The sequence below is a fragment of the Balneolaceae bacterium genome, from assembly GCA_034521495.1.
In the GTDB taxonomy this organism is placed as follows: domain Bacteria; phylum Bacteroidota; class Rhodothermia; order Balneolales; family Balneolaceae; genus Rhodohalobacter.
The window spans coordinates 198,101-220,362 of record JAXHMK010000022.1; the positions used below are offsets into that span (position 1 = coordinate 198,101).

Genomic DNA, 22,262 nt, shown 5'->3' on the forward strand with positions numbered 1-22,262 from the left:
CGACATCTGGTGACTGGGAATCTGTATTAGTCTTCAGTGATATGGCTAGTAGTTCAACACAGTTTGGCTGATTCGTAAACGGCAATTGATAACACTCATACAGACCTCAAGTTATTCTGGAATTTTATCTGCGAATACACTTCCGCTCGATGCCGATAAATTTTTCTTTGATGATATATGCTATCAGAAAGTTCAGAAGCCTTTTGCAGTGTAGCGTCTGCACACAGTAGCATCCGCAACCGAAATAGATGTCACCTTCAACTACCAAATCGATGATGGAACTATTGAGACGGGTGATTTTTCAGTGGATGGCGGGCTTGGAAATCCCACATCAGTTAGTCTGGAAGACGATTTTACGGTTCGGCTTTCGTACGGATCTGTTCTGCCGGATGGCAGCTATACCGTAACGGTCAACAATGTAGATAACATTTACGGCGGCACGATTCCTGCCAATTCAGGAGCGAATTTTTCAGTCTCCAATCCATTTGATGTCGCTTCTGTTGATGTGGAAACAGCCAGTCGCATCTCTGTTGAGTTTACAGAACCACCGGATGAAACGTCATGGAGTTTAACTGATTTTGAGTTAACTGAAGACGGAACTACCACGGGCGGTATCAACCCAACCTCTATCGACTACGATGATACCTCCGAACCCAACACCATCTACCTGAATTTGAGTTCTTCGTTAGCTATTGGTGATTATGATCTTTCCATTCAGAATGTAACGAGCGCCAATGAATGGCCCATCGCTGGTCCTACGGAATTCGATTTCACAGTCTCGAATCCATTTTTCGTCACAGATTTTGAATATCTAAGCCGCTCCGAGTTCGACATCACATTCTCGCAGGATGTAGATAATGCAACTCTTGATGAGGAGGATTTCGAAATCACAGATTTTGGTTCACCCAATAGTGTAAATCGTGAGGAGCCAAATCGTGTACGAATAATATACAGCGCGCCGATTGATGTAGGTGATCAGGAACTCATCATAAATAATGTATCAAGCACTTCGGGCTGGGAAATTGAAACCAATACATCCGTAGAATTTACACTGTTTGATGAGTTTGAAAGCGGAGATCTGGTTATCAGCGAGTTTTATTATCGTGTTCCCATCAGTTGGAGAACTTCTACATACGACCGCCCGCAGTATGTAGAGATCTATAACCGCGCGGATAAACTGCTGAATCTGCGGAATTTTACCATCAACGATGAGAATATCAGTATTGATAAAGATCTGCCGATTGAATCCGGCGAATACCTTGTCATAACGCGAGGGGTTCCGGTTTTTGAGGATCAGTTTGGCGAGCGAAATTTTATAGAGGCTGATGAATTTCCAGAACTTGTTTTAACAACCTCGGATGATATTATTCTTGAAACGAATGAAGACGAAGAGGTAGAATCCTTGACTTATGATGCCGGTGAATGGGGTGGGAATGAGATTTCGCTGGAGCGTTTTTCGTTTGATGTACCCGCTTCTTTTCGGGATAACTGGGCCGAATCGGAAGATGTTCTGACCGGCTCGCCGGGTCTGCCGAATACCATCACAGAACCCACCAATCCTCCCGAAGCGGTTGAAGCTTCGTTTCCCGCACCGCAAACGTTGCAAATCACATTTTCCAGAACACTTGCAGAAGATGCGGTTGACAACCTCGCCAACTTTACCCTGAACAATGGAGAAGTGATCAACAATGCAGAATTTACCTCAGATCCCCGAACGCTCGAATTTGATCTGGATGACACGATGGAAGATCAGTTCGAATACACATTCAGCTATCAAAACGTAGAGGATATTTTTGGGAATGAAGTCTCAGGCACACAGGAGTTTAATTTTACGTTTGAAAATCCATTTCGAATTCTGTCCGCTGAAGTGGAAAATGACACAAATGTTCTTGTTCAATTTACACTTCCACTTCAGGTTTCAACTGTTCAGCGTACTGATTTTGAATTAGGTGACGGAACCGTTCCGACAAGTCGTGATTTTGTTAATTCAGAAACTGTTAGGCTCACCTTTAGCGATTCGTTCTCAACCGGCAGTTACGAAATTGTAGTCAACAACTTGGAGAGTTTAACGGAGGGCTGGCAGATAGAGAATAATTCCACGGCCGAGTTTTTCCGGTTTGATGAGTACCAGGACGGCGACATTTTGATAACCGAATTTATGTACAATCCACCGAATGAATATCCTCAATATGTGGAGCTGTACAATCGGTCGAGCCGGTTTCTAACAATCAAAGATTTTGAACTTCTTCGGGCGGAAGGTTCAACAAGTTTAGGCGGAGCAATTACTGAATTCGACCAACCTATTGAGCCGGGCGAATATCTCGTAATCACGGAAGATTCAGAACTTTTGGAGGATCAGTTTGGCTCGGGGCCTTGGTTTGAAATGACCGAATTTCCGGGATTTACACAAACTGTATCAGACCAAATTCGTTTGCTTGATCCCGATGGAGATCCGGTAGAAACAATCGAATACGATCCGTCAACCTGGGGTGGTTCTGACATTGCTCTCGAACGGCGCAGTAATAGTGCTCCGGCAAATAATCCGAACAACTGGGGCGAATCGCTGGATGAGGATCTGGGCACTCCCGGCGAGGATAACACAGTCAGTCCGGATGATGGGCCGGCTCTTGTATCCGCGGCGTTTGTGGATGCAGAAACGGTTTTGGTCACTTTTACCGGATCGCTGGACACGGATGCAATTTCAACAGGAAATTTTGACATCAACAGAAGTCCCTCCATCAATGGAGTGACATTCATCAACTCAACACAGGCAGAACTTTCTTTGGATGAGGAGATGAATTCAGGGCAATCCTACACAATTACGGTCACCAATATTCCCGACATTTTTGGCAACGAACTGGATGAAGATCAGGCCTCTTTCACCTACTATTTTGTGGAGACTGCCGGTCCGGGAGATATTGTTATTAATGAGTTTATGTACGATGAACCGGATGGTTATACGGAGTATGTGGAACTTTATAATGTGAGTGATAAGGTATTCAATCTTTCCGGTTGGCAACAGGCGAATGATACCGGAACACGCCGGGTGCTGACCGAAGAGCAGGTCTATTTCCCGCCCGGATCATATATGGTAATTTTGCCAAATGAAGAACTGCTCAGCATTTTTCCTGATATCGATTTTCTCAATGCAGGGAGCAGCTTGCCGGCACTGAAGAACAGTGGGGATGAGATTGTAATTACCAATGCCGAGAATGTAACGCTTGATTCACTCCGATATAGCTCAGAATGGGGCGGAGATGAAGTGGCGCTCGAACGTATTGATACCGATGCAATCAGCTCCGATATTAACAACTGGGACGAATCTCTGGCGGTACTTAAAGGGACTCCGGGTGAAGAGAACTCTGTAGATGTCGATACGGATGGCCCGCAGCTTCTGAGTGCCGATTTTATCAACCAGGAAAGTATCAGGGTCAGCTTTTCCGGCGCACTTAACCGATCAGAAATTTCAAGAGGAAACTTTGACCTCAGCGGCGGTATTTCCATTGATGAAGTCACATTTACCAGCAGTACGGAAGCCGTTCTGTTTTTGGATGAATCCCTGAATTCAGGTCAGACCTACACCGTTTCGGTCAATGATATTCCCGATATATTTGGCAATGAACTGGAACAAGCATCCGTCTCTTTCACCTACTATCTGATTGAAACAGCTGAACCGGGCGATGTCGTGATCAACGAAATTATGTACGACGAGCCGGAAAATTACACCGAGTATATCGAGTTGTATAATGTGAGTGATAAAGCAATTGATCTGGCAGGCTGGCAGCAGGCGAATGATACAGCGACGAGAAATACGCTCACAGAAGAGCAAAAAATACTGCCGCCAAATTCCTACATCGCCATTCTGCCGAATTTCAATCTCCTGAATATCTTTCCTGATATCCCTCACCTCAATGCCGGTACGGGACTCTCAACCCTGAAAAATGGTGGGGATAATGTGGTGGTTGCTAATGCTGACGGTGTGATTATTGACTCTTTACGATACAGTCCGGAGTGGGGCGGCGATGACGTTTCGCTGGAGCGGCGGCGGGCCAATCGATCCTCACTCTATTCAGAAAACTGGGCTGATTCACCAAGCGATCAATTTGGAACACCTGGAATGCCGAATGAAGTAGAGAGCGATTTCAATTTTACAGCGACAGATGTTCGGGCGTTATCACCAACATTGGTTCGGGTTGAATTTAATGCAAATGTAAGAGACAGCGATGTTGACCCCGCATTTTTTGCAGTAGACGGCACCAATCCAAATTCAGTTTCTGAGGAAACGAATCGAATTCTACTCCTTGAGTTTTCTGATCCGCTGGAAAGTGGTCAGCAAACGTTGGAGATTGATGATGATTTGAGATCGGCGAGTGGATTTTCAGTCGGTGAGACATTGGAAATTCAGTTTACGGTTTTCGATGCATTCAGTGGTGGAGATATTGTCATCAACGAATTTATGTATCGCCCACCATCCGGCTATGTGCGGTATGTGGAACTGGTGAACACTTCAAACAAACTGCTAAATCTTAGAAACTGGCGGTTACAGCGCAGGGATGTTTCCGGGGATTCGGAGCGGATTATATCTGAGGATGATTTGGCACTGGAACCCGGTGAACTGGTTGTATTGTCTGAAGATTCGGAGGCTCTGGAAGAGATTTTTGGTGAACGAAATTTCTTTGAACTTTCCAGTTTCCCGAGTCTCACAGTGACCGTGGCCGATCAAATTCGTCTTTTTACAAACGAAGATGCCCTTGCCGATTCACTTCAATATGAACCTTCGGAGTGGGGAGGAAATGGAGTAGCTTTGGAGAGGTTGAGCCCAAATGTTTCGTCCACCTTTCAGGAAAACTGGGCCGAATCACCCAATGAATTACTGGGAACACCGGGACTGCCGAATGAAGTAGAGCTCGATTCAAGTCCGCCTGAAATTGTGAGAGCAGTTCAGTATCAGGACCAGGGATTTGTGCTGACCTTTAATGAGCGCCTCAACAGCAACCAGGCAACAGACGATGAAAACTACAGTATCACACCAAATTTGCCAATCTCAATGATTGCACTGGATCAGAACGAAGTGATTCTCTTTGCCGGAGAGGAATTGGTGAACGACCAGATATATGAGATTACAGTCAGCGGAATAAGCGATATTTTTGGAAATGAGATTGAATCTGTAACCGTATCCATTCGATATCTCGAATTCGGAGATGTAGCACCTGGTCAGGTTGTGATTAACGAAATTATGTATGAACCGTCCGATGGATCGGGTGCAGAATTTATCGAGATATTCAATCGAACAGATGCAAATTACGATTTGACCGGCTGGCTGTTGGGAGATTCAACAGATGAAACCGAAATACCTCGGGGCGTTTTGATTCGTGAAAATGAAACTTTGGTGTTTACCGATTCTCAATCGTTTGCATCCGAATCCAACAAGTTCGTTTTCATTTCAAATTTTCAATCGCTCAACAACAGCGGCGATGCTGTTATATTGAAAAATACAGCTGGTATAGTGATTGACAGCCTGTTCTATCAAGCCGACTGGGGAATTGATGAACCCGGAATTTCACTGGAGAGGAAAGATCCGGCGGGCCTGTCAACCGACCCCGGAAATTGGGCATCCAACACCTCAGAGAGGGGTTCCACACCAGGCCAGGAAAACAGTGTGTTTGAAATTGATGAAATGGCCCCGGAAATCATCTTTGCCAATTTTATTCATCCCGATTCGATTGAGGTTGAGTTCAACGAATATGTGGAAATTACATCGAGTGAAGGCGATCAAATGGTGAAAGGGGGAGGGTTTAAAAAACAATCACAAACCAACGCACAATTTCTTTTGAATGGCACGCCGTCGGATCTACTTTTTTACGATGAAGATTCAGGAGACCGTGTCATCCTGGACGGATCGGTCGTTTCCCAGGGAGAAGAAATTACTGTAAGTGTAGAAAATCTGGGTGATTACAAAGGCAACATCGCAAACCGTTTGGAACAGTCGATAGCCCAGCCCATTTCTGAGGGAGATATCATTTTTAATGAAATTATGTTTGATCCGATTTCTGATGAGCGCGACGGTTTGCCGGACCAATCCCAGTATATAGAAATTTATAATCGTCGACCCTATGCTATTTCACTCGAAGGATTTGTTCTGCATGATGAACCGGATGAAGATGGTGATATTTCTATTATTGAGCCGATCCGAAGTAATCGTCAGTGGCTGCCGGCAAATGGCTACGCGCTGATCTATCCCGAACCGGATGATGTTCCGTTTTCGAACAGCCGGGCTGCAGAGTTCTTTGATCTGTCCGGTGAGATGGATCAGTTTGCCATTCAAATCGACCGAACCACTCTGAGTCTGACAAATACCGGCCGCCAGATTTACCTGGCTGACAGCACTTTGCAAATCATTGATATGGTGGATTATGTCCCCGAATGGCACAACCCGAATATCGTGGATACAAAGGGAATCGCGCTCGAACGGATCAACCCAAATTTTGAAACCAACGATGAAGCTAACTGGGGATCCAATTCTACGCCGCTTGGTGGTTCTCCCGGATCAGAAAACTCCATCTACCAGGGTTCAGAACAGACGATCTCCGGGAATGATATCGCCTTCAGCCCGAATCCATTCTCTCCCGATGATGATGGATTTGAAGACAACCTGCTGATCAACTACTCTTTTGATGAACCCGACTATCTAATTAAAGTGCGAATTTATGATCGCTACGGCCGTCTGGTTCGGAAACTGGCCGAGGCCAAACGAGCCGGGTTTGAAGGATCCCTGGTCTGGGATGGCAAAACCGATGACGGACTTCGAAATCGGGTGGGAATCTACATTGTTCTGCTTGAAGCTTACAATAGTGCCAATGGAAAAAATCTCTCCTTTAAAGAAACGGTGGTGATTGCCCGGAAGTTTTAAACTATATAGAAATCTGTAAAGTTTAGCTCTCCTTTATACGTTCTACTTGTTTAATTTGTAGATAACAGATTGTAGTTTTTTGAATCGGTTTTGAATGCATGGTTCCAGGTTAAGAAGTAAAAAATCATTGTTCCTGCATTCTGAATAATTGAAGCAATATTTATGGATTATATTGACTCTTACACCAAACTGCGAAAAGTTTTCTCTGCCGTTGATTCTGAAACCACATATGGAAATCTTTCAATTCACAAGATCGGCTTTCGGTCGGGGTTTTATAATCTTTTGCCAGGCAATACCAAATACCGCTGTGAACGGCACAATTTGGAATTTGATTCTCTTTCCAACTACTATAACGATGTTGGTACAATTCAAGATGATGTACACCAGGAGGATTTTTTAGTAGAGGAAAACCGAAATTTTAACTATTTCATCCTCAAGCCGCGAAAATCCGAGAACATTCAAAAAGTAACTTTTCTTTTTCACGGATTTAACGAAAAAAATTGGGATAAATATTTTACATGGGGAGAAGCTATTTGTGAAAAAACACAAAGTGCAGTCGTTTTTTTCCCCATTGCCTTTCACATGCAGCGCGCTCCGGAATATTGGAGCAATCCCCGTAAGATGTACCAGTTGTGTGAGAAGCGGAAAAAGAAATTTCCAAATATCATAAAATCTACATTGTTCAATGTGGCTATCAGTATGCGCCTGCAATCGATGCCGCAGCGATTTATTTGGTCGGGTTTGCAAACCTATTATGACGTTATTCAGTTTGTAGAGGAATGTAAAAAAGGAGAAAATCCCGTCATCGATAAAAATGCAACGTTCGATATTTTTGCTTTTTCCATCGGCGGATTGTTAGCAGAGATACTCAAACTTTCCAATTATCACAATTATTTCAGCGATTCTAAAGTATGTCTGTTCTGCAGCGGAACGGTTTTTAACCGCCTCTCTCCGGTGTCTAAATTTATATTAGACAGTGAAGCCAGTGTGGCTCTGTACTCATACCTTATAGAACACTTCGATAGTTTTCTGAAAAATGATGATCATCTTCGCCACTATATTGAGGAAGATCATTTTGAAGGGGAAATTTTCCACTCAATGCTGGAATATCAGAAAATGCGAGAATTTCGGGAAGAACAGTTTAAAAAAGTAGAAAACCAGATTTATGCGATACCCCTGAAACAAGACACTGTTATCCCTTCCTTTGAGGTGGTCAATACGTTGCAGGGAGCTTTCAGAAATATTAATATTCCTGTGGATGAGATGGATTTCAATTATGAATATATTCACGAGAATCCATTCCCGCTTAACCATAACGAACCCCGAAAAATAAATAATGCCTTTAACCGGGTTTTCGATAAAGTAGGTACTTTTTTTGAAAGCTGAGTTTTTCAATTCTGAACAAAACAGTTAATGAATCATTATAAAGGAGCGGTATCGGCAGGTCACCAAACTACAGCGGAAACGGCTGCCCGAATTCTAAAAGCGGGCGGAAATGCATTTGATGCTGTTGTAGCTGCACACCTGACCGCTTGTGTTGTGGAGCCAGTTCTGACATCCTTCGCCGGAGGTGGATTTTTATTAGCCGAAACCGGAGATGGTAAACAAACACTTTACGATTTTTTCGTCCAGACTCCATATAAAATCAAAAAGAGAAATGAACTGTCCTTTTTTCCAATATCCGCCGATTTTGGATATGCAAAACAAGAATTTCATATTGGGCCTGGATCTGTTGCCACTCCGGGAACCGTAAAAGGACTGTTTGAAATTCATCGTGATCTCTGTTCCATGCCATTTCCCGTTCTTGCTGACTCTGCAATAAAATTGGCAAGAGATGGTGTGAAGATGAACTCCTTCCAAGCCGGTGCCATCCAGATTACGGAGCCGATTTATGCATCAAATCAGGAAGCTTCAGAGATTTTTAGCAGCCGAAAAGAAGATGGAATGTTTATTTCTGAAGGGGAATGGCTCACGCAGCCTCAACTTGCGAATTTTATACAAGAATTGGCAAGTGACGGGGAATCCTTTTTTTACGAGGGAGAAATAGCTGATAAAATTTGCAGGATTTGTGAAGAGGAGGGAGGGCATCTCACCCATGAGGATCTGGAAAATTACAAGGTTGAGAAGAGAAAACCACTTCATTTGGAGTATAAGGGTAATTCTCTGAGTATAAATCCGCCTCCGAGTTCCGGCGGTCTGTTAATTGCATTAGCACTGAATCTGATGGAATCTCCGGGGCGTGATTTTTCCGATAAGTCCTTTTCAGAACTACTTGTAGAAGCTCAGGATATGGCTCACAGGTCACGAATTGAGAATGTAATAGAAAACCGAAATCCTAAAGGGATACTTCATGAACCTTTTGTTGAGATGTACAAAAAGCAGGTGCAAAATCGGAGAAAGGCATCGAGGGGTACCACACAGATTAGCGTGGCGGATGCCAAGGGAAATATGGCAAGCCTAACAACCAGCAATGGATCGGGCAGCGGGGTGATGATTCCCGGCACCGGTGTGATGATGAATAACATGCTGGGCGAAGAAGATCTCAATCCGGAAGGATTCTACAACTGGCCCACAAATCAGAGAATCAGCTCGATGATGGCACCGGCAATTCTTCGATTCAAAGATGGGAAAAAAGTGGTTCTCGGTTCCGGCGGATCAAACCGAATTCGTACGGCGATCTTACAGGTTCTGCTGAATTTGATTGATCATGGAATGGACTTGGAAGAGGCGATTCAGTCTCCCAGAATCCACTATGAAAATGATTTTCTGAATATTGAAAAAGGGTTTTCTGAGGAGATTATAGATCTATTGACTCAGAAGTATAAAGATCATAAAACCTGGGAGCCGGGTAACCTGTTTTTCGGAGGAGTTCATGCCGTTTTGGAAAAGAAGGGTGAGTTTTCGGGATTTGGCGATCCGCGGCGGGGTGGTGTTTCGATGACATTGTAAATCGGCTCGCCGAACCGATAAGATGAATGGGAGAGTTTAAATGGCAAATGGTGCGAGCATCTCGGTCGTGTTCTTCATATGTAGCACAAGCAAGATGCTTGCGCTATCACATGTCTGGTGTTGAGGTTTTGAGGATGGCGCGAGCGTCCCGCTCGTGACCTTCGTAGACGTAGCACAAGCGAGACGCTTGCGCTATTTCATATCGAAATACTTTCCCGGCTCAGCAAGCCGGACTACCATTTATCCATCCAACTCTGCCATATTCAGCAATTTTCTCAGGTCGTCTACTCGTCTCTCATCTTGCAATTTAGCATAGCTGTGTATCAAATTTCGAATACACCGAACCAGAATTTCCGATTCATCCGCTTTTTGGAGATGTTCGGGTTTCGGTTCAATTCCGTTCTTTTTCAGGAAATAGCAGCACTGATTGTATGTAACAATCGTTCCGCCGTCAAAAGGATCGATCAGAATTTCCTGGTTGTGAGTTTGGTACATCAGCATAAAATGGATCGGCATGTTTACACCATAGAATGGAAGGTCCAGCCGACGTGCGATAAACATCACTATGCAACTCAACATAATGGGCAAGCCCTTTCTTCGATCAATCACACGATCCAGATAGGCATTATCCGGATGATGATAATCGCTTGAATCCCCCCGGAATCTCAAATCCTGAAAAATATATTGCAGCATAATCTTCATTTTTTCATTGATAGAGGGCGTATAGGCAATATCACTTCCAATTTGAGCAGCAAGATCGTCCAGTTTTTTTCTGTACTCCCGGACCCGAAGAGTTGGATTTCCAAATTTACAAAGTATTAAAAGGGCGTTCTCAAGTTGATTGCGGTCATATATACCCTGCTCAATAATTTCAGCAAACTCTTCAATAACCGTACCAGCAGTAATATTGTAGATGATATTGTTGATCGTTTCTTTTTCGGAGTCTTTAACCGACTCAGATCGAAATTGATCTAACATGGGCACGGCATGCTCACCTAACTCTTTGAATCGTTCCTTTACGCCATACTGCACTTCCGGATCGGGATCGTCCAAAAGATAGATTAACGACTCTATTTCTCGTTTGTTTGATTTCTTCATCTGTAGATTTTTTCCATTTTTTGCATAACAGAATAAGTGTTCAATTTATTCCGCAATATTCATTTTTATAAATGGAGTTTAAAAAACTGGTCTTCCAATGAAAATATTGTATCAAATTACAAGGGTACAGCTACTCAATGAAGATAACAACTTACAATTGTTATTCATTTAGGTTTGATGGGTAAAATCTTGGATGGTGCCATTGTAGTGGCTGTGTTCAATCAGAAGGTCCGGTGTGCGCCTGCGAGTTATTTTTCGGTTTTAATACAACACGTTGAATCAACCAGGCGTACCCTGCGAAACGCATTTAGTTGCGATCACTTGTTAGGGTTACCAACCAGATGCTCGCAAAGCATGGCAAACAGGAAATTTTCAGAGAGGATTGGTTTTTGAAAAAAACTGTCTTTAGATGCATCCATGTGAGGTTATGTGTACATCTTGAAACGGTTTGGACAGTACTGTTGTAAGATATTGAAACGGAGATGCATCAGTTTAAAGAAATGATATTTTCTTTACATTCATTATATAAGTGTGTGATATTAAACAAGAAAAAAAGATGAAATGAGTACAGAAAGAGCTCTGAAAACACCAAAGATTGATGATCTCAACGCTGCAAAAAACCGAATTAAAAAGAGGTATGATGAGGTACGCTCCCAAACTGAAAAATTAACGGAGCCGCTCGAAACGGAAGATTTTGTAATTCAGGCGATGGAAAATGCCAGTCCCACAAAATGGCATTTGGCACATACAAGCTGGTTTTTTGAAACATTTATACTGAAAAAAGCGGATGAGGATTTTGATTCTCTCCATCCTCAGTACGGATATATTTTCAACTCTTATTACGTTCAAACCGGTGATCCGCATTGCAGGGATAAGAGGGGGAACCTGTCTCGCCCGACTGTTAAAAAAGTGTTCGAATACAGGGACTATATCAATAAAAATATGCACCAGTTTATTGATAGTCTCGATGAAGAGCAGCTCGGGGAGTGGCTGCCGGTTATAGAAGTGGGTATTCATCATGAACAGCAACACCAGGAACTGATGCTGACCGATATGAAGTACATGTTTGGTCAGAATCCGCTCTATCCTATCTATAAAGAAACGAAACGTCCCAAACGATCCTCCATACCGGGAATGAATTGGATAAAATTTGACGAAGGTGTTTATGAAATTGGCCATAAAGGCGATGGTTTTGGTTTTGATAATGAATTTCCATCGCATAAAACCTATATCAACAAATTTGAGATGGCAGACCGTCTTGTAACCAATGGCGAATATGCGGCATTTATTGAAGATGGCGGGTATACAGATCCCAAATATTGGCTGGATGAAGGATTTGCTACCGTTGAAAATGAGGAGTGGAACTGGCCACTCTACTGGGTAAAAAGAGATGATGAATGGTATCATTTTACTCTGAGCGGATTGGAGAAATTAGATCCTAACGAACCGGTTTGCCACATAAGCTATTTTGAAGCCGATGCGTATGCACGCTGGGCTGGATCTCGTTTGCCAACTGAGCAGGAGTGGGAAGTAGCAGCGAAAGAACTGCCCGTTGAAGGGAATTTTGTTGAACAGGAATATTATCATCCGGCCTCTTCAGAAAAACAATCAAAAAGTCTGAAACAGATGTTCGGGGATGTTTGGCAGTGGACCCGCAGCTCTTATTCGCCTTATCCGGGGTTTAAACCTTTCCCGGGTAAATTGGGTGAATACAATGGGAAATTTATGGTCAATCAGTATGTGTTGAGAGGTGGGTCGTGCGCTACTCCAAAATCCCATTTCAGGAAAACATACCGGAATTTTTTCCATACAGATGCCCGATGGCAGTTTACAGGAATTCGGCTTGCGAAAGATAGAGATGTGAAGTAGATAAACAACGATTTATCCGGTTCAGACCCTCTCCCCAAAGAACTGTTTGCAATACCATCTTGTAAAAAAATCATTTTAGATTGAGATTTCCGTGTTTGTTCCGTTTCAATTAATTTGGTATTAATAGGGCGGTTCCCGTTTCGGGTCTGAATTCAAATTATCTGAACCAAAAATCTATGGGTGTTGAAACAGTAAAACTGGCAGAAAACAGAGAACAAACCCAGGAGTTTATCAAGTATCTCTTGAATGACATCCGTGCAATGGAAAGGATGTTGAATAATGACCTGTTTGAAAAAGACACCGTTCGCATTGGCGCTGAACAGGAACTTTGCCTGGTTGACAGGTACGCTAAACCTGCTCCTATTTCCATAGAACTTCTCGAAGCTCTCGATGACGATAAATTTACAACGGAGTTTGCAAAATTTAACCTGGAGACAAATTTAGATCCGTTGAAATTTGAGGGAGCGTGTCTCTCAAAAATGGAACAAAACATTGTTCGCCAGTTGGATAAAGTCCGGGAAACAATCCGGGAATTTGACGGCGATATTGTGCTGACCGGCGTCTTGCCAACTATCCGGAAATCTGACCTGGACATAGAAAACCTTACACCACTCCCACGCTATAAAGCGTTGTGTGCAGCTATCAATAAACTTCGGGGTGATGAGTACGATTTGCGAATCCAGGGAATGGATGAGTTATTGATGCGCTTTGATACTCCTCTTTTGGAAGCTTGTAATACCGGATTCCAGGTGCATATGCAGGTATCGCCCGAAGAGTTTGTACACAAATATAACTTGGCACAAGCTATTACCGGGCCTGTATTGGCCAGCGCAGTGAACTCTCCTCTTCTTTTTGGAAAACGACTTTGGTCGGAAACAAGAGTAGCTCTTTTTCATCAATCCGTGGATACCCGGAAAGTGGGAGGTCATTTGAGGGAAAGCAGTCCGCGTGTGACATTTGGGAATGAATGGCTGAAAGACAGTATCCTGGAGATCTATAAGGAAGATATTGCGCGCTACCGGGTAATGCTCAGCTCAAATATTACCGAAGATGTCGATGAAATCCTGGATAAAGGAGAGATCCCAAAATTGATGGCGTTGCAGGTTCACAACGGAACGGTGTATCGGTGGAATCGGCCCTGTTATGGAATCAGCAATGGCGTCCCTCATCTTCGAATTGAGAATCGGATCTTCCCCTCCGGTCCAACTGTAATTGATGAAATTGCAAATGCTTCATTCTGGCTGGGCTTGCTGAATGGATTGGATGAAGCCTACGATGACATCACAGAAAAACTGGATTTTGATGATGCACGCATGAACTTTTTTGCGGCCTCAAAACTGGGCCTTGATACAAAGTTTAAATGGGTGGACGACAAGCGGTATTCAGCCGTGGAATTAATCACAAAAGAGTTACTGCCGCTGGCCAAAAAAGGGTTGGAAAATGCGGGTGTGGATGACGGGGACATTACGAGTTATCTCGATATTATTGAGGAGAGAACAGATGTGGCTCAAACCGGCAGCTACTGGATGGTAAAATCATACAACTCCCTGATGAAAGATATAAGCCGGGAACAGGCATTAACGGCTGTGACCAATGCGATGATCAAAAATCAAAAGAAGGGAGAACCGGTGCACAAGTGGGGCTTGGCCAAGCTGGATGATATGGAGATGTGGCAGCCGTCGAGTTTACTGGTGGAGGAGTTCATGACAACCGATCTTTTTACTGTTCAAAAAGATGATATTATTGAACTGGTGGCAAACCTGTTTGAGTGGAGGCGGATCCGGTATATACCCGTTGAGGATGACAGCAAACACCTGGTTGGGTTGATTACCATGAGAATGGTGTTCAGAGAGTTTAGTAATATCATTCATAATAAAGGATCGTCCAGTAAGTCGGTGGAAGAGATTATGATTAAAAATCCTATTACCATACATCCGGAAGCATCTATTTTGGAAGCGATTGATATTATGGACAGTCAGAAAATTGGGTGCCTTCCGGTTGTAAAGAATAATCGGTTGGTAGGAATTATTACCGAGCAAAATTATATGACGATAACTTCACGGCTGTTGAGACGTTTACACAGTGATGATGATAAAAGTAAATCTGAATCTGGGAAATCAGACGGATAATATTGAGTTAGAATAGCTATGGGAACGCAGAAGTTATCAATTGCAAAGGATCCGGAATCGCGAAAACAGTTTTTGAAGCATCTGTTGCATGATGTGGAAGCGATTGACAAGATGCTGCAAAGCAAACAGATTGAATCTGGTATTACAAGGATAGGGGCGGAGCAGGAATTTTGCCTGGTTGATAAGTATTTCAAGCCATCCATGAACGCACTTACAATTTTGGAGAAGGTTAATGATGATCATGTAACACCCGAGCTGGCCAAGTACAACCTGGAGATTAACCTCGATCCCATTGAACTGAGCGGGGACTGTTTTACACAGTTTAAATTGCAGCTAAGCCAGATCTTAAACAAAGCAGAAAAGGCTGCAAACAGCCTGAATGAAACGATTATACTCAGCGGCATACTGCCATCAATCGATTTTAGAGCCGTTCAGATGGAGTATATGACACCCAAACAGCGATACGAAGCGCTGGCAAATATTATTTATGAACTCAGGGGAGGAGAGTTTGAACTGAATATTACAGGTGTAGATGAACTGATACTTACGCACAACAATATTCTGTTTGAAGCTTGTAATACCAGCTTTCAGTGTCATTATCAAATAGAGCCGGATGATTTTACCGATATGTATAATTGGGCTCAGATGCTTTCGGGGCCGGTACTTTCGGTGGCTTGTAATTCACCGCTTCTGTTTGGAAAGCAGTTGTGGGCAGAAACACGAATTCCGTTGTTCCAGCAGAGTATTGATACGCGGGGGAAAGGGTATCACCTGAGGGAACGCGAGCAGCGGGTTACATTTGGAAACCGGTGGATTAAAGGCGTTTCGGATGTTTATAAAAATGATATTGCCCGGCACACACTGCTGTTTCTTACAGATATTGAGAAAGACTCTTTGGAAACACTTGAAAAAGGTGATATTCCAAAATTAGAAGCATTGCAACTTCATAACGGCACCATCTATAAATGGAATCGCCCATGTTACGGGATGTTAGACGGAGTTCCCCATCTGCGAATTGAAAATCGATATCTGCCGTCTGGCCCAACTATTAAAGATGAAATTGCAAATTTTGCATTTTGGGTGGGATTAATGAGCAACCTGCCTGAGAAATACCGCAATATCTGGGAACGTATAAATTTTGACGAGGTGAAAGAAAATTTTTACAAAGCAGCTATGTGGGGAATCCAAAGCGGTATGGTTTGGGATGGTAAGCTGATGTCGGCCCGAAGACTCATACTGGAGGTTCTTATTCCGATGGCTCGCGAAGGCCTCCAAAAAAAGGGAGTGGATGAAGAAGATATCAACAAGAATCTTAATATTATACGTGCCCGTGCAGAAAATCACGCAACTGGTTCCCGCTGGACTGTAGACAGTTATCGAAAGTTACGGGAGCATTTAGATCGGGGTGAATCGGCAGTGGCTCTTACAGCAATTATGCACAAACGGCGTGCTACAGATCAACCTGTTCACGAGTGGAAACTGGGGGACTACAGTGAGGTAGAGGGGTTCGAAATTCAGTACGACATGGTGAGTAACATCATGACGACGGATCTTGTGACTGTTACCGAAAACGATATTGCAGAACTGGTACTGAAAGTGATGGAATGGAGGAATATACGGCATCTGCCTGTAGAAGATAGTCGCGGAAAATTGCAAGGAATCATTACAAAAAATCGGTTGGTTCGTTATCTTGATGATCCTGAAAAAGACGGCCTTGCAACGGCTGCTGATGTGATGGATAAAGACCCGATTACAATCAGCCCGAATGATGATATTAAATATGCCATGCTATTAATGATTGATAAAGAGGTGAGCTGTCTGCCTGTTGTTGAAAAAGATGCACTTGTTGGCATTATTACAGATAAGGATACGCAGGATATCTGGAATAAGATGAAGAAACGTACGGATGCAAAAGACTAAAATCGAGACAAAAGAAGAAAAAAAGATAAATCGTATACGATGGTCGAAAACCGGAAATCAAGAGGGAGCTGTCATTGTATTTTTTGTTGGAATTCACGGCAATGAACCCGCGGGAATTGATGCAGTTGATCGAGTAGCTGAAAAATTTACAGCTGGAAGTAATGAAATCCAGGGATCTGTATATGCAATTACAGGGAATATAGAGGCTGTAAAGCTGGGAGTTCGTTTTCTGGACACCGATCTGAATCGTCTGTGGGAGCGGTTTAATACCAACCAGGATTTTTCCTTTCGTAAAGCCGAAAACAGACCGGTGGAATACCGGGAGAGCCTGGAGATCAAAAAAGCTGTTGATCACATTATCGACAAACATGCAGGTACGGCAAGTGAGTTTATATTTATAGATCTCCATACCACCTCTTCGCAAAGCTGCGCATTTATTCTTTTGAATGATACTCTTGCAAACCGTAATCTTGCACGTAAATTCCCGGTTCCCCAAATACTGGGAATTGAGGAAAATATTAAGGGAACGCTTCTCAGCTACATCAACAACCTTGGTTTTAAGGCGATCGGTTTTGAGGCCGGTGCCCATGAAGCCATAATCTCTGTAAAACGTTGTGAAGCTTTTATTTGGCTGGTTCTACATCGCCAGGGATTTTACGAATTGACGAAAGAGGAAGTGCGGCAGAAAGAGGAAATATTGAGAAACAGTAACGGAGTGCCAGACACGTACTACGAAGTGATTCATCATAAAATTGTAGAGGATTCACGCAAGTTTGATATGATCAGTGGATTTGAGAATTTTAATTTTGTCGAAAAAAATACCCCCCTTGCATATGAGAATGACCAACTGATAAAAGCTCCTGTATCGGGACGAATTTTTATGCCCCTTTATCAAAAAGAAGGACGCGACGGATTTTTGATTGTTCGGGAAGTGCCGGAATTTTGGCTTACACTTTCGGGCTATTTGAGGCAAAGCTTTTTCCATAATTTACTTAAATATCTACCGGGTGTGAGTAAACTCAGTGATAACAGCTTTGAAGTGGATACGAATACAGCTCGATTCCTGGTGAAGGATATTTTTCACTTGCTGGGATATCGTGTTACGCAAAAAGACGAAAATACGTTAATATGTTACCGGCGTTAAGAGAACTTAGTCATCGGATGAGTGTTCTGTATCGGAATATTGATAGTGCTGAGCACACTCATCCGATGACTGTAACGAGTTAATTTTAAACTGTTTTAAAACCTGAATGTTAGATTACCGATTTGTCGACGGAACCCGACTCACTTCTGTGATTGAGGCTCTAATATTTGCCAGTCCTGAGCCAATTTCCTGGGAGAAATTGGCCGATATTATCAAAGAGAGCGAGGAAGAACTGGAGCTGGATCAAACAGTGATTCAAAAAATTGTGGATCAGCTCAATTCCCGGTTTGAAGAGAACGATCTTTCATTTCGGATTGAAGAAACCGGTGGCGGATATACATTTGTAACTCAACCAAGATATCATCCGTGGCTTAGTATATTTCAGCATGAGAATGCGTATCGGAAACTGTCTCAGCCCGCTATTGAAACACTGGCCATTGTGGCATATCGCCAGCCCATTACCAAACCGGAAGTGGATGGAATACGAGGTGTGGATTCAGGATACATTCTTAGGCAACTATTAGAGAAAATGCTGGTAAAGGTGTCGGGCAGGGCAGACTCACCCGGAAAGCCATTACTTTACAAAACAACCAGTTACTTTTTGAAGCATTTTGGGATAAATTCTGTAGATGAACTTCCTAAACCGCGTGAGATTGACGAAATTCTGAAAGATGACGATATGGCTGAACATCGCCGGTTGCTGATGGAGCGGCAGATGGAACTTGAAGATGAGGAAGCCCGTGAACTGTTTGAAGATTTTGCTGAAGAGATTGATGAGACGAATGAAAATGGCGAGGATGGGGAAGAAGACTCAGAATCTGCCAAAGAATGAGTTTGCCGAATACTACCAATAACAAAAACGAAAAATAGAGATACAGATATGAAGAAAAGTATTTTAATACTTACTACAGTTATTTTTTCAATAGTAACGATTGGCAGTTTCCAGGTCATGGATGGCCTTTCGGGAGCCTGGGCGTTTAACGTAGAACAGACAATGCCTGAATACCGTAAGGGAAAAGTTGTATTTGAAGAGGGAGAAGAGGAAGAGTACACCGGCAGAATTGAATTTGATACCGGCCGGGTAATTAGCATCAGTTCTGTAGATGTGGAAGCTGACACCGTTACATTTAGAGCCTACGTAGATGGTGGATTGGTTACAACAATTTGCACAATTGAAGGGAATGAATTGATTGGTTCGGTGCGCACGCCGGATGGAATGTTACCCTTTGAAGCGACAAGGGAAGAATAAGAAAATCAATTCGTTTACTTGTCTGACCGCTTTGATACCTGTTTAGCGTGTTTGATGGTTGAACGGGTAGTCTTGTTGATCCTGTATATTCGCGTCAGTTTGCCCGCTGCACATACCGATTTTTAACACCAGCAGCAAAGTTTCGTCCGCCTGCCGGATTTGGTCTTTAGACAAAATAGCGTGCAGACAGTAGTATGATTTTTGGCCAATTATTTCAAAAAAGTGTTCATTTGATCATTAAGCCGGAGCCACTTGGAGAAGGCAGAAACAGAAAGGCTACATAGAACCCAAGTCCCATTTTACGGGACGACAGGCAGTAGCCCTCGGTTTTTAACCGAGGGTTTATGTCAATGCTACCTACCAAAAGTCCGCCTGGCGGACGACACCTGATCCTCGCCATAACATGCTTACAAGCAGTGCCGTACTAATTTTTACCACAGTTGTATCTTTTTAATCATGCTAAACAGATACCCGCTTTGATCGGTCTGACGGGTAGCCAGACACTTCTCTTGATCGGTGTGTAAATAGTGTGTACTTTAATACACACTTTAAAACGCTTAATGAAATTCGCTTTGTCAGAAAAAAGTTTTACAGCATCAGCTCTTTGGGATAGGCTGGGAATCGGCATCTCAGGAATGTGTGCCATTCATTGTCTTTTAGTACCGGTGCTTATAGCCGTTCTTCCTTTATGGGGGTTTACCACTGTAATGCACGAATGGCTGCACCCTATATTTATAGTACTCATTTTACCGACCATATATTTCGCCTCAAAACGGAGTCATTTTGACAAAAAGATCACGCGTCTTTTGTCGGGCGGATTTTTACTGGTTTTGATAGGCTGGTTCCCCGGGCATTTTTTTATCGGACTCTGGTTCGAAACCACTTTAACTGTTATTGGGAGTGGATTGTTAATAGCCGGACACTGGTTTAACTATCGCCATCATCAAACCTGCGATGTAAAAAAGCATAATCACCATCCCATCCTGGAAGAAGAAAATCATCCGCATCATGAAACGTCTTAACTTTACACTTGATAATACTACAGTTGGCCTGCTTCAGGAACTCGCTGATAAATTTTACAGCGGCAATAAATCTCAAACCGTGCGAGCGGCATTGGAAAGCCTTGCTTCTCACCAGGGACACGACGGCTGGGTGATTACCGGATATACACCACTTCGGATGGACCACGAGGTTAGCTGTCATACCTGTGGTAAAGAACATGATGAAGGAAAAGTACTTTTCAAACCTGTTTTTGAGCGAGGCAACAGTCCCAAGGCGATCCAGCACATTCCAAGTGAAGAGTGGGTTGAGTGTACCGCGTGCGTTGAAAAAACTTCTTGATAATCACCTGTACCTAATTTTTGATTAACCCTATAAGGAACCGAACTTAATAAATTCCTGCCATTTTGAACTTGATTCAGAATCTCCAATTGTTAATCAGTGTGGAGATACCGGATCGGGGTCCGGTATGACAAAAATGAGAATATTGATTTTCCTTACATCCTTTTTGACAGTCTCGATTCAGAGATTTGACCATTGAAGAAGCCCGAATGGGGTTTCCCAAGGGATGTCTTTGGCGCAATAAATACCCAATTATTTCTCAATAATGAATATTTGATCCATTCGGGGTCTCTCGGAATTCGCCTGCTGCCACCCCGTATTTCATGCAGGACTATATACATTCAAACCTCTTATCATGGGTTTGGGGATTCAATTCAGGAACCCTATAAAACTGTTCCTGGCGCGTTAAAAAGAACGATTCTTCTTAATTTTTAAAATGGTTAGGACAGCTGTGAGTTAGAATATTTAATATGCTCAGACGGACTTTGAAAATTTGAAAAACGTGAGACTTGAATTCCACTCCAGTTTGGATTATCTAAAAGAAACTACATACCCATGTAGTGAATGGCTTTCAAATGATAGCCATTTTTAAATAAAAACTGATGGAAGAAAACGGACAAGAACCGAAACTGATACGTGTCGTCATTGTAGAGGATAACCAATATATTCGCGAGGGATGGGAGACCATTCTGGATAGCGATTCTCAAATCGTGGTAAAGAATACATTTCGCGATTGTGAGTCGGCTCTTGAATCCGATGATATTGCCTGGTGTGATATCATTCTTTTAGACATTCAGCTTCCGGGAATTTTGGGTACAGAAGGCGTCGAGAAGTTTTTAGAGATCAATCCTAAACTCTCCATCATTATGATTTCGGTGATGGAAGATTCCCAGCATATCTTTAAAGCTCTGCAGAACGGGGCTATTGGGTATCTCATCAAAAAAGTGGGACCGGATGAACTGATCCAGGCGGTAAAAGATGCGTATGAAGGAGGTTCTCCCATGTCTCCGATTATTGCCCGAAAAGTGATCGCTTCTATGCAGACTCAACCCAAGAAAAAGAAGAAACTGGATCTTACCGACCGGGAGCAGCAGGTCTTGCGATTGTTGGCAGAAGGTAATTCCTATTCAGCTATTGCCGATAAAATCTATCTGTCTGTGGATGGTGTAGGCTATCATATCCGAAATATTTACCGGAAACTACAGGTAAACAGCAAAGCGGAAGCGGTGGCAATGGGGCTTGCAAATGGCCTAATAACGATGGCCAGGGAATAATTGTAAACTAACTGCAATTATTATTTTTTAGAAGTACTAAAAAAATGGTACTCTCTAACGGGATTTCTATTCAACACAACATGGTAAACTAAAAAAGAACAGGTGTACATCGTGAATCCAATCGTTAAGGCTGTAGAAAATAAAACGGATGCTGAGCTCATCATTAAAGACAAAACCAAAGCGAAGTCAGAATCTGTTTCTCCCCATTCAAGGAAAAAGCTTACAAATGAAAACCTGTTCGACTTAACTTTTATATCAGAGACAAAAAGCCCCATATATATTCGAATTAAGTCTATTCCCCGAGATAGTGATCTCGGAGACGGAAATGATCCTGTAATTGTTGAAGCAGGAGATCCGGAAGAAGTTGAAGATTTATAAC

The 22,262-nt window shown here is 42.9% G+C and carries 14 protein-coding genes; 13 read left to right on the forward strand and 1 reads right to left on the reverse strand.

Translation table 11 applies throughout. The annotated features are described in order from the left end of the window. Positions 1–304: 304 nt before the first annotated feature. The 3 genes from U5K72_20305 to ggt all read left to right on the forward strand — a co-directional run bounded on the left by U5K72_20305 (position 305) and on the right by ggt (position 9,859). Positions 305–6,910, forward strand: coding sequence for a lamin tail domain-containing protein (locus U5K72_20305; GenBank protein MDZ7721176.1), 6,606 nt, complete (start codon positions 305–307; stop codon positions 6,908–6,910). A gap of 162 nt (positions 6,911–7,072) precedes the next feature. Continuing rightward, positions 7,073–8,296, forward strand: coding sequence for a DUF6051 family protein (locus tag U5K72_20310; protein MDZ7721177.1), 1,224 nt, complete (start codon positions 7,073–7,075; stop codon positions 8,294–8,296). A gap of 27 nt (positions 8,297–8,323) precedes the next feature. Continuing rightward, complete coding sequence (gene ggt, locus U5K72_20315) at positions 8,324–9,859, forward strand: gamma-glutamyltransferase (protein ID MDZ7721178.1); 1,536 nt, start codon at positions 8,324–8,326, stop codon at positions 9,857–9,859. Positions 9,860–10,099: 240 nt separating this feature from the next. Here the strand turns inward: ggt and U5K72_20320 are convergent, their stop codons facing one another. Then, positions 10,100–10,957 (reverse strand): transglutaminase-like domain-containing protein, encoded by an 858-nt coding sequence (locus U5K72_20320; protein ID MDZ7721179.1) that lies wholly within the window; start codon positions 10,955–10,957, stop codon positions 10,100–10,102. Between the two features lie 561 nt (positions 10,958–11,518). On the opposite strand from U5K72_20320, the gene egtB reads away from it, so the two are divergent. From egtB to U5K72_20370, 10 genes are all read left to right on the forward strand, one after another. Further along, positions 11,519–12,826: an ergothioneine biosynthesis protein EgtB gene (egtB, locus tag U5K72_20325; GenBank protein MDZ7721180.1), complete on the forward strand. Its 1,308-nt coding sequence runs from the start codon at positions 11,519–11,521 to the stop codon at positions 12,824–12,826. A 176-nt stretch (positions 12,827–13,002) separates the two neighbouring features. Further along, on the forward strand, positions 13,003–14,955 hold the full coding sequence (locus tag U5K72_20330) for a glutamate-cysteine ligase family protein (GenBank protein ID MDZ7721181.1): 1,953 nt from the start codon (positions 13,003–13,005) through the stop codon (positions 14,953–14,955). A gap of 18 nt (positions 14,956–14,973) precedes the next feature. After that, entirely contained in the window at positions 14,974–16,875 is a 1,902-nt protein-coding gene (locus U5K72_20335; protein ID MDZ7721182.1) for a CBS domain-containing protein, read from the forward strand. Beyond that, positions 16,862–18,019: a succinylglutamate desuccinylase/aspartoacylase family protein gene (locus tag U5K72_20340; protein MDZ7721183.1), complete on the forward strand. Its 1,158-nt coding sequence runs from the start codon at positions 16,862–16,864 to the stop codon at positions 18,017–18,019. The genes U5K72_20335 and U5K72_20340 overlap by 14 nt, the downstream gene beginning before the upstream one ends. A 106-nt stretch (positions 18,020–18,125) precedes the next feature. Next, on the forward strand, positions 18,126–18,851 hold the full coding sequence (scpB, locus tag U5K72_20345; protein ID MDZ7721184.1) for an SMC-Scp complex subunit ScpB: 726 nt from the start codon (positions 18,126–18,128) through the stop codon (positions 18,849–18,851). A 48-nt stretch (positions 18,852–18,899) separates the two neighbouring features. Beyond that, complete coding sequence (locus U5K72_20350) at positions 18,900–19,268, forward strand: hypothetical protein (GenBank protein MDZ7721185.1); 369 nt, start codon at positions 18,900–18,902, stop codon at positions 19,266–19,268. Positions 19,269–19,840: 572 nt separating this feature from the next. After that, positions 19,841–20,290, forward strand: a complete 450-nt coding sequence (locus U5K72_20355; GenBank protein ID MDZ7721186.1) for a MerC domain-containing protein — start codon at positions 19,841–19,843, stop codon at positions 20,288–20,290. Further along, a complete protein-coding gene (locus U5K72_20360; protein ID MDZ7721187.1) occupies positions 20,277–20,609 on the forward strand; it encodes a hypothetical protein in 333 nt (110 codons plus the stop codon). Before U5K72_20355 ends, U5K72_20360 begins: the two co-directional genes overlap by 14 nt. 602 nt (positions 20,610–21,211) lie before the next feature. Continuing rightward, on the forward strand, positions 21,212–21,883 hold the full coding sequence (locus U5K72_20365) for a response regulator transcription factor (GenBank protein MDZ7721188.1): 672 nt from the start codon (positions 21,212–21,214) through the stop codon (positions 21,881–21,883). A gap of 111 nt (positions 21,884–21,994) precedes the next feature. After that, positions 21,995–22,261 carry a hypothetical protein gene (locus tag U5K72_20370; GenBank protein MDZ7721189.1) on the forward strand — a complete coding sequence of 89 codons (267 nt, stop codon included), beginning with the start codon at positions 21,995–21,997 and terminating at the stop codon, positions 22,259–22,261. The last annotated feature ends 1 nt before the right edge of the window (position 22,262 follow it).

Coding starts and splice junctions, on each gene's coding strand:
- U5K72_20310 (MDZ7721177.1), top strand. CDS start 7,073: ATGGATTATATTGACTCTTACACCAAACTGCGAAAAGTTTTCTCTGCC.
- ggt (MDZ7721178.1), top strand. CDS start 8,324: ATGAATCATTATAAAGGAGCGGTATCGGCAGGTCACCAAACTACAGCG.
- U5K72_20320 (MDZ7721179.1), bottom strand. CDS start 10,957: ATGAAGAAATCAAACAAACGAGAAATAGAGTCGTTAATCTATCTTTTG.
- egtB (MDZ7721180.1), top strand. CDS start 11,519: ATGAGTACAGAAAGAGCTCTGAAAACACCAAAGATTGATGATCTCAAC.
- U5K72_20330 (MDZ7721181.1), top strand. CDS start 13,003: ATGGGTGTTGAAACAGTAAAACTGGCAGAAAACAGAGAACAAACCCAG.
- U5K72_20335 (MDZ7721182.1), top strand. CDS start 14,974: ATGGGAACGCAGAAGTTATCAATTGCAAAGGATCCGGAATCGCGAAAA.
- U5K72_20340 (MDZ7721183.1), top strand. CDS start 16,862: ATGCAAAAGACTAAAATCGAGACAAAAGAAGAAAAAAAGATAAATCGT.
- scpB (MDZ7721184.1), top strand. CDS start 18,126: ATGTTAGATTACCGATTTGTCGACGGAACCCGACTCACTTCTGTGATT.
- U5K72_20350 (MDZ7721185.1), top strand. CDS start 18,900: ATGAAGAAAAGTATTTTAATACTTACTACAGTTATTTTTTCAATAGTA.
- U5K72_20360 (MDZ7721187.1), top strand. CDS start 20,277: ATGAAACGTCTTAACTTTACACTTGATAATACTACAGTTGGCCTGCTT.
- U5K72_20365 (MDZ7721188.1), top strand. CDS start 21,212: ATGGAAGAAAACGGACAAGAACCGAAACTGATACGTGTCGTCATTGTA.